Source organism: Microcystis sp. LSC13-02 (assembly GCA_002282935.1).
Lineage (GTDB): Bacteria > Cyanobacteriota > Cyanobacteriia > Cyanobacteriales > Microcystaceae > Microcystis.
Genome location: MTBT01000070.1, coordinates 2,788 through 11,875, shown reverse-complemented (window position 1 = coordinate 11,875; position 9,088 = coordinate 2,788). Strand labels below are relative to the sequence as shown.

General features: G+C 43.8%; 6 protein-coding genes. 2 read left to right on the top strand and 4 right to left on the bottom strand.

Annotated features, from left to right (window positions below; genetic code table 11):
* Nucleotides 1-250: 250 nt before the first annotated feature.
* The 4 genes from BGL89_RS04300 to BGL89_RS04285 form a co-directional block, all read right to left on the bottom strand.
* On the bottom strand, nucleotides 251-1,807 hold the full coding sequence (locus tag BGL89_RS04300; protein WP_286824614.1) for a CPBP family intramembrane glutamic endopeptidase: 1,557 nt from the start codon (nucleotides 1,805-1,807) through the stop codon (nucleotides 251-253).
* Nucleotides 1,808-1,983: 176 nt separating this feature from the next.
* Nucleotides 1,984-3,210, bottom strand: a complete 1,227-nt coding sequence (locus BGL89_RS04295; RefSeq protein ID WP_286824613.1) for a glycosyltransferase family 4 protein — start codon at nucleotides 3,208-3,210, stop codon at nucleotides 1,984-1,986.
* 222 nt (nucleotides 3,211-3,432) lie between these two features.
* Entirely contained in the window at nucleotides 3,433-4,698 is a 1,266-nt protein-coding gene (purD, locus tag BGL89_RS04290) for a phosphoribosylamine--glycine ligase (RefSeq protein ID WP_286824611.1), read from the bottom strand.
* A 291-nt stretch (nucleotides 4,699-4,989) separates the two neighbouring features.
* Nucleotides 4,990-6,258, bottom strand: a complete 1,269-nt coding sequence (locus BGL89_RS04285; RefSeq protein ID WP_286824610.1) for a Sll1247 family protein — start codon at nucleotides 6,256-6,258, stop codon at nucleotides 4,990-4,992.
* A 351-nt stretch (nucleotides 6,259-6,609) separates the two neighbouring features.
* Between BGL89_RS04285 and BGL89_RS04280 the strand changes: the two genes are divergently transcribed.
* Together BGL89_RS04280 and BGL89_RS04275 are read left to right on the top strand one after the other, a co-directional pair.
* Entirely contained in the window at nucleotides 6,610-7,974 is a 1,365-nt protein-coding gene (locus BGL89_RS04280; protein WP_286824609.1) for a UDP-N-acetylmuramoyl-tripeptide--D-alanyl-D-alanine ligase, read from the top strand.
* Between the two features lie 7 nt (nucleotides 7,975-7,981).
* Nucleotides 7,982-8,956, top strand: coding sequence for a hypothetical protein (locus BGL89_RS04275; RefSeq protein WP_286824607.1), 975 nt, complete (start codon nucleotides 7,982-7,984; stop codon nucleotides 8,954-8,956).
* Nucleotides 8,957-9,088 lie beyond the last annotated feature (132 nt).

Below are 9,088 nucleotides of genomic sequence, written 5' to 3'. Positions count from 1 at the left end.
TTATCTTGAAAAAAAATGATAATTAGACAGAAGTTCTCTTGTTCACATAGAGAACTTTATCTTCTTTTGTTTTCAAAATGAGAATTGCTGCTAAGGTAGCAGTATCCTTCCTGTGAAGCGTCAACCCCATTCAGCGACCATTCTAAAAAGGTGGCGTGGTGAGGAATCGCCGTCCGTTTTACGGCGGCGAGGATGTCAACTCTAGACTACCAGCTACTGTTCTGGCGTTCCCTAAAACCAGAGACTTCACCTAACCCGCACTGCTGCCCAATAAAAATAAACTTAACAGGGTGCCACCATTCCAGAGACTATGAACCAACATCGAGGATAATAAATTTTTCGAGCGGGTGTAAACAAAGCCAAGAACACAACCTAGTACGGTTAAAGGCAGCACTTCTGACAAATTTTGGTGAGCAAGGGCGAAAATCAAACTACTAAGAGCGATCGCAGCCCAGACCGGCAGATAACGAGTCAAAGAAGCTAGTAAAAAGCCGCGAAAGACAATTTCCTCGAAAAAAGGAGCGGCAAGGGAAGCAGTAAAGGCAAAACAGAGTAAAGCGAAGGTATTCTGGGATTCTAGAGCTAAAGTCAGCAGCGGGTTACTGCCCCCTTGTCCTTGCCAAATTAGTTGATTAAGCAAAGAAACGATAATAACCAGGGGTAAAGCGACAAAATAGCCGGCTAATCCCCAGAGAAACCAATTACTAAAGAGGTTAAAACGAAACCAATCGGGAGGTAAAGGGCGAAAAGGCTTGATCGCTAGGTATAAAACCGATAAACTGCTCACTGTTAAGGCTAAATAACTAACTACAACGTATATTGCTTTAGCTTCTAGGTTAAATTGTTCGGGATTGAGACTCAAGAAACTCGATAAAATCCCGAAAATTACCGGTAAAACAATTTGTCCGACGAAAAAGAAACCGATAATTATTCCCCACCAGAGGGTTTTTCCTCCCCACTTAGTTTGCCAAGCGAGACTATCATCTAAAAAGAGCAGCGATCGCTGTTGGCGGAGAAGCCACTGCACTAATAAAAAGATCAACAGCACAACACCGATTAAACCGCCGATAAGAGGCAAGAAAGCCAGTAAAATTAGTTTAATTAACCCATTAGCCGCCACTTCACTCTGTTCTTCCTCTAAAGCGAGTAAATCCTCTTGACGATTTTCGAGACTATATAATTTTTCCAGAATGGTATAACGAAACCATCCTTGAAAATTGCGCTCGATTCTCGCTTCAGCATCGGCAGCAATTTGGGGGGGTTCACCGTACAATCCCTCTAACAGCAGCGCATTTTGTAAAACAGCAGGTTTATAGTTCTCAAATTCTGATTTTTCCTTGATGTCTTGCCAGATTTGCCGTGCTGAATCCAAGTCACCTTGACTAGCTTGAATGAGACTTAATTTTAGCTCTAAATCTTTTAAGGAATTGATTTCGCGCTCAAGAGATTTTTTTTGTTCGGGATTAACTGCTGATTTTTCTAGTTCGGTGATTGTTTTTTTGGCACTTTTCTGGGCTGATAAATACTGTTCCTCGGCAGTGGTATAAGGATCTTCACCGATCAGGGAAGTTTGAATTAATTTAAGATTAGCAAATTCCTCGCTATTAGGGTCAGCATCGCTGCTTAGAGTGGTGGCTTGTAGATTGAGATTGGTTTGATATAGTTGAATATTCGATTGGATTTGGGGCTGATTAACACTAGAAATTAAAGCTGTGACTACTGGGGTTAAGGCAATAATTGTTAAGACAAAAGCGATCGCTTGTTTGAGACTTTGCCAGGGGAGTTTTTTTGAGAAATTATCGAACATGAAAATAGTTAAGTGGGAGTTAGGGGTTAGGTGATGGGGTGATGGGGGTTGGGTAATAGGTGTTGGGGTTTTAGGGTTTTAGGGTTTTAGGGTTTTAGGGTTTTAGTTGAAATTACCCTATCCCCCCATTTCCCTATTTCCCCATTTCCCTATCCCTAATCCCTATACCCTAATTATTAACTAACTACTTGAGAAAAAAGCTTTTCGTATTGATCCAAAGTCTTTTCAAAGGCATAATTTTTCTCCGCGTATTGTCGTCCCTTTTCTCCTAGTATAGTTGCTAAATCTGGGTTTTTATATAGCTTTAAAATAGCCGTAGCTAATGCCTCTGGATCTTCAGGAGTAACCACCAAACCACCACCACTACGCTCGATCGCCCTAGCGGCGGTTCCATCGGCGGGAACAGAAGCAATGATAGCACGGCCACTAGCTAATAATACCTGAATTTTGGACGGCATATTAAAGGAAATAACGTTATGTTTTTGCATCACCATACCCACATCGGCGGCGGCTAACATTTCTGGTAATTTTTCCCGGGTTTGAAAGGGTAATAAAAGCACATTACTGGCCCCCTGTTGTTGGCGATACTTTTCTAGGCGATCGAGTGCTTCTTTTTTACCAACAATTACCACTTTAATCTCCGGGATGTCAACTAAGTAAACTGCAGCATCGATCAGGGTTTCTAGGGGTTGAGTTAGGGCAATATTGCCAGAATATAAAATCACAAATTTGCCCTCAAGATGATTTTCTTGGCGAAAATAATTATTGTTTTTCGGCAGAGGTTTAATAAAGCTTACATCCACCCAATTAGGAATTTCAATAATTTTCTGACTCGGCACATTTTTAGTTAGGAGATTTTTGGTAAAACCATCGGCAATAACTGAGATTTTGCTGGCAGTTCGGTAGGCAAATTTTTCGAGACTACTAAAAACCTTAATCATTTTCTCATTAGTTAATAATCCCACATGAACTGCCGCATCGGGCAAAATGTCCTGTAAGTTTAGAATAATTGGCACGCCATATAATTTACTCAATAAAGCGGCGGGAACGCAAACGGGTAATCCGGGGACAGTTAAGAAAATTAGATCGGGTTTTTCACCTTTAAGAGCCTGAAAGAAACTCAAAAAAACAAAGCTCAATTCAAAGAAAATTCGATTTTTTAAACTTCTTTGGGGACGCGCCCAGACGTAGGAACGTTGAATTTTAACACCATTTCGTTCTTCTTCTAGATAGATTTTTCCTCGGTATTCGGGATCGATTTCACTATTAGGATACCAAGGAAAAGCGGTTAAAACCCTGACTTGATGACCTCTTTTAACCAATCCTTCCGCTAATTCTGTCATCAGGGGAGCGATGCCGATCGGTTCGGGGTAATAGTTATAAGAATAGAGCAAAATTCGCATAGGGATGGCAATTTGGTTGGGCGATTCAGTTTCATGATTTTATCAATAGTTACTGGTTTTTTGACAAATCAGATGCGCTTTTGTCAGGGATTGCCCTAGAAAGAGGTTTGGCATCAGGTGAGGATTAGCGGTGAGAGATTCGGAAAAAAAGGGAAATTGGCTAATAAATTAATCCTCAAAACCCCTAACTATTCCCCCTTACCCCTGCCTAAATACTGACCCTTATTTTTCCCTTACCCGGTGGCCGATATCACGACGATAATAGATGCCCTCAAAGTGTATCCTTTTCACCGATTGATAGGCAAGTTCGATCGCCTGATTAAAATTAGCTCCCATAGCCGTGACACCCAAGACGCGGCCGCCATCGGTGAAGATATCGCCGTGTTTTAAAACCGTGCCGGCGTGGAAAACGATCGCCCCTGCGGTTTCAGCGGCCTTAATTCCAGTGATCAACCGGCCTTTTTCGTAGTGGTCAGGATAACCGGCAGACGCAGCCACCACACAAACGGCACTACCGGATCGCCATTGTAAAGAGGGGAAATCAGTTAATTTTTGTTGAGCGCAAGCCAGCAGTAGGGGTGCGAGGGGAGTTTCCAGTAGGGGTAAAACCGCTTGGGTTTCGGGATCGCCAAAACGACAGTTAAATTCGAGAACTTTTGGCTCTCCGGCGGGGGAAATCATTAAACCGGCGTAGAGGACTCCCCGATAGTCAATGCCGCGTTTTTGCAGGGTGGCGACGATAGGGGCGAGGATGTCCCGATCCACCGCTTCTATAATAGCGGCGGTGGCTATGGGTGCGGGGGCATAAACTCCCATACCGCCGGTATTTTTGCCGGTATCGCCTTCACCGATGCGCTTGTGATCTTGGGCGGGTAGCAGGGAACGAAAGCTGATCCCATCGGTGAGGGTGAGGATCGACACTTCTTCCCCCTCTAGGAATTCTTCCACCACGACTTTAGTAAAGCCACTGGTAAAAAGATCATCGATCGCTTCTAGGCCCGTATCTACGGTTTCGGCGACAATTACCCCTTTTCCTGCGGCTAATCCGTCAGCTTTCACCACAATTGGCCCTCCTTGCTCTCGGATATAAGTTTTTGCTAATTCTGCATCGGTAAAGGTTTCCGAGGCTGCGGTGATAACTCCTGCTTCGCTCATTAATTCTTTTGCCCAGGATTTGCTCGATTCAATTAAGGCCCCGGTTTGTGTGGGGCCAAAAACGGCAATTTCCTGGCCCAGAAGATGATCGGTAATGCCGAGGGAGAGGGGATATTCTGGCCCGACAACCACCAGATCGACGCAATTTTCTCGGGCAAAGCGGCTAATTTCGGCAAAATCCTCCATTGCTATGGGGATATTTTCACATTGAGGTAAAATTGCCGTTCCCCCATTACCTGGAATACAGAACACTTGTTCTACTTCGGGCGATTGCAGCAGTTTCCAAGCCAAGGCGTGTTCTCGACCACCACTGCCGATAACGATAATTTTCACGGATAAACGCAGCCTAAATGACGATGGTTTAATTATCCCCTAGCTCCGGGTCACCATTGGCTAGAAGTTGAGATTACTTAACTTTTTAATCGATTTGACGGATTCAGGAGGCAGGCTTCCGCCGTGAGATCAGCCGAACGGAGGCAGCAGATTATTTCTATTTATTCTCCCCCCGCAACGCGCACGAAGTGGTCTCCCCACTTCCCCACTTCCCCACTTCCCACTTCCCCACTTCCCCCCTTCTCCTCTCATAGACAGTCTTAACAAGTAATTTAGATAGCGAACAGCTGATCACTGGATTTGACGAAGACAGGACAAATCAGCTTGGCCGAAATGAATACTAAAAGCTATTTGCAGATTTTCTAGGGATTTAACCAACCAAGGCACTTGATCGCAAGAATAACTCTCGTAGTGGTTAAATAGAATCGAAAAACGTTTATCTAAGTGGGGTTTTGCCTTGGGACAGATCAAAATCAACTTGAGCAATAACCCCACAGTCGGAGTTACCCCCATATTGGTGATCATATCCATAAAAATGTAATGATCGGGTTTTTGCCCGCTTTCCACCACCAGATAATTTAACAGTTGGCTAGAAGTACGCAGCATGAGAAATTCACTCGGTTTTTGTTGATCGCAGTGGGGTAGAGTATTTTGCAGGATATCGTCGAGTTTTTTGTTAAATTGCCCCTTGTCGTAGTCTAAGGAGGTAATCAGATAATCGTAGAGGTCATTTTTAAAATCTTTATAGGTAGGGGTATAAACTGTATTCGCCAGAAAATTTTGCGAAAGAGCCTTATGAGTATAATTTCCTGCTACCGTCCCCAGATAATACTTGAGGGCGCGATTTAGATACTTATCATTGAGCAGGGTGGGATTTTCTACCGGTTGAATGATTCTCCCCGCTTCTTCCCTGATTTTTGGGCTATGAGCAACCTGCGCCAAACGTACCTGATAGGTGACATAACGAGAGAGATTTACCTCGAAACGCCTCTCGGTTTTCACTTTAATACGTCTAACGGTTTGTCGCTGTTCTCGGGGACTTTCATCACCGAGTAAATAGTAATCATAGAGATAGGGATAACGACTAATCAGGGTTCCCAGGGAAGCGGCGGTTTTTTCGCTGTATTTGCCGCTAATAATTCTCGCCAGACGCTGCAGCCTAACGTAGTCATCCGAGAGGGTAAATTTTTTGACCAGATGTCCCAAATTACTGGGGCTGCTGTAATCTCCTGGACGTGGGGAGGGCAAATTTTCCAATAGCGATACCAATTCCGGAATTGCTGGCTGATGGGTAGGCTGCGTTTGCCATCGATTCACTAAAATATGACAGCAGCGGTTAAAGAAATGATAAAAACGAATTTCGGCATCCTTAGCCTTGATAAGACGCTCTAGGGCTAAATAAATAGGAGCTTCTCGATAGCCCCCACCTTCGATAAACAGACGAGAAAAATCCTCGATTAATTGCTCGGGGGAATCGGTCCTGGCGCGGTCGAGCCAATAATCGTACAGTAGCTGTTCTTCCTCTCTTGTTTGTCTTTGTTCACTGTTTAGACTCGCCATGGTTATTTGATTCAGCCCTCCTAAATCAGTAAGCGGATGGATTTTAGGGCTATGTCCATAAAGGGGTCAATTGTGATTAGATAGTAGATGCTCCCTTCTTAGGATGCCCCTATTTTGGGTCATTGTACTGATCGAGTCGCTCCATTTTAGCTTGGCAAGTTTGGGAAAATTCCCCTTGGCTTACCCAGCCAAGCTTGCGGACTATGCCCAGATTACTAAAAATTTAGGCAGCATACCCTGCTAATTAAGTTAGCGAAAAGAAACCCCACTTGGATGTGATCTAAGTCACATTTCAACCTAAATCCATCTTCTAGATAATTCGGAATTTACTCCTAAGTATTTTTATTGTCTATGGCCTGTCATTTATCCCTCAATCAACTAGCTCAATTATTGTCCTTACAAGATAATGGTGACATAAGTTTTAGTCCCGATAGTTTAGTATCTGGCATTAATACTGATAGCCGTAGTATTGAGTCAGGACAAGCATTTTTGGCATTAAAAGGTGATAATTTTAATGGTCATGATTTTATCGATATGGCTATCGAAAAAGGAGCGGCGGCATTGATTGTCGATCAGCCAGTTTCGTTAAATTACTCTAAAAATATTCCTGTATTCCTGGTCCAGAATACCCTAGAAACCTATCAGCAATTAGCCCATTGGTGGCGGAATCAATTTACTATACCCGTGATTGCTATTACAGGATCGGTGGGGAAAACCACCACTAAAGAATTAATCGCCTCGGTATTAGCAACCCAGGGAAAGGTACATAAAACCCTGGCTAATTATAACAATGAGATCGGAGTGCCGAAAACTCTCCTCGAACTGGATGAAACTCACGATAGTGCCGTAATCGAGATGGGAATGCGGGGAAGGGGAGAAATTGCCCTGCTCGCTCAAATCGCCCGACCGACGATCGCCGTGATTACTAATGTGGGAACCGCTCACATCGGTCGTTTGGGGTCGGAAGCGGCGATCGCAGAGGCCAAATGCGAGTTATTGACCGAGTCCCCTTCTAGTAGTATAGCGGTTCTTAACTACGATCACCCTTTACTTACCGAAACAGCTAAACGGGTATGGCAGGGGGAAACAATTACCTATGGCTTCTCTGGCGGCGATATAGTCGGGGAATTACTGGATTTAACTACTTTACGAGTAAATGGACTAGATTTTAACTTACCTTTATCCGGTCGTCATCATGCTTTAAATTTTATGGCGGCCTTGGCCGTAGCGAAAATTTTAGGCATCGATTGGACTTCTTTGCAACAGGGAATTAAAGTTAATTTACCCAGTGGTCGGGCCAAACGTTACCAATTAGAGCCAGATATCCTACTCCTCGATGAAACCTATAACGCCGGTCTAGAATCAATGTTAGCGGCCTTGGATTTACTGAAAGCTACCCCCGGTCAGCGTCATATTGCTGTTTTAGGCACGATGAAGGAGTTAGGGTCTTTTTCGGAGCAATTACATCGCCAAGTCGGTGAGAGGGTGCAAAAACTAGGCATAGATCGCTTGTTTGTCTTGGTAGATGACCCGGAAGCTAAGTTTATTGCTGAGGCGGCTACTGGGGTCGATTGCGAATGTTTTCAAACTCACGCAGATTTAATTAATCGTTTAAAGGAAGTGATCGATTTCGGTGATCGCATTTTATGCAAAGCTTCCCATTCCGTCGGTTTAAATCGCGTGGTGGAGGAGTTAATCAGTGATATTGGGGGTTAGGGAATAGGTGTTAGAGAAGATCGCATTTTTTAGCAAGAATAGCCGATTAAAAACTGTTTTTTCAGCGATTTTAGTCCTAGTTTTCTTTTTTTCGGCCACTCAAGTCTCTTTTGCCCAAGCATCGAGACGACTGGAGACTTATCTCCCAGATCTCAGTGGTTTAGCTTGGGTGGAAGGAGATGTTTTTCTAGGGGTTCACGATGCCAAAAATAAGGGCAAAAATAGTGATCCATCTCAACCAAGGCTGAGTCTTTTACAGCTACCTACCCAGGAAAAACCGCTATTATGGCAGGTTTTAAGGGTAGATTGGCCAAAACCAGAGGGATTGAGTAACGATCTCGAAAGTATTACTTCTATCCCAGAAACTAATTTATTTTTGTTGGCTGAAAGTGGCGAGAAAAAACCTTTTCAAAGACTATTTTTACTAGCATATAACCAGCAAAAAGTCAAGATAGTTGAGCAAATAAATTGGCCGATTGCGGTGGAAAATGTAGAAGCGATCGCTGTTAGCAAACAGGGCGATCGTTATCTATTTATCTACGCAGAACGGGCCGATAGTCAAGAGAGTACAAAGATTCGCTGGACGGATATCTCGTTCAATCCCTTAAAATTCGGGGAATTTCAGTCGGTAACTTTTCGGAGTCCTTTTGGTAGTGGTAAAAATATTCGCCCCATCTCCGATTTAGCCGTAGATAAGCAAGGTAATATCTACATAGCTTCCGCTTACGATCCAGATAGTGCGGGAGTGTTTAGGAGTGCTGTTTACCGTATTGGTCAAGTTAAAGCTGATAATAGCCTAATTATTGCCCCTAATCCCCAAAAAATTGCAGAAATCGACGGCTCCAAAGTGGAAGCGGTGACAACCAGAGAATCTCCTAGAGGTAAAATAGAAGTCTTTATCGGTACAGATGACGAGAATTATGGCGGTTTTATGCGACCTTTGCTGTTAGTTGACATCCTCGCGGCCGTAAACGGACGGTGATTCCTACTACAACAAGCTTAATTGCTCGTACTTTTGATGGATTGACGCGACCCGGGATGCTGCTTCTTTAACAGAAGTCTTACGCTTTCCGACCCGTCCATTTTTAGTCTCCGAATGTCCTCCGGCGACCTT

Excerpts from the sequence above, each read along its gene's own strand:
- BGL89_RS04300 (WP_286824614.1), bottom strand. The coding sequence starts at position 1,807 with ATGTTCGATAATTTCTCAAAAAAACTCCCCTGGCAAAGTCTCAAACAA.
- BGL89_RS04295 (WP_286824613.1), bottom strand. The coding sequence starts at position 3,210 with ATGCGAATTTTGCTCTATTCTTATAACTATTACCCCGAACCGATCGGC.
- BGL89_RS04285 (WP_286824610.1), bottom strand. The coding sequence starts at position 6,258 with ATGGCGAGTCTAAACAGTGAACAAAGACAAACAAGAGAGGAAGAACAG.
- BGL89_RS04280 (WP_286824609.1), top strand. The coding sequence starts at position 6,610 with ATGGCCTGTCATTTATCCCTCAATCAACTAGCTCAATTATTGTCCTTA.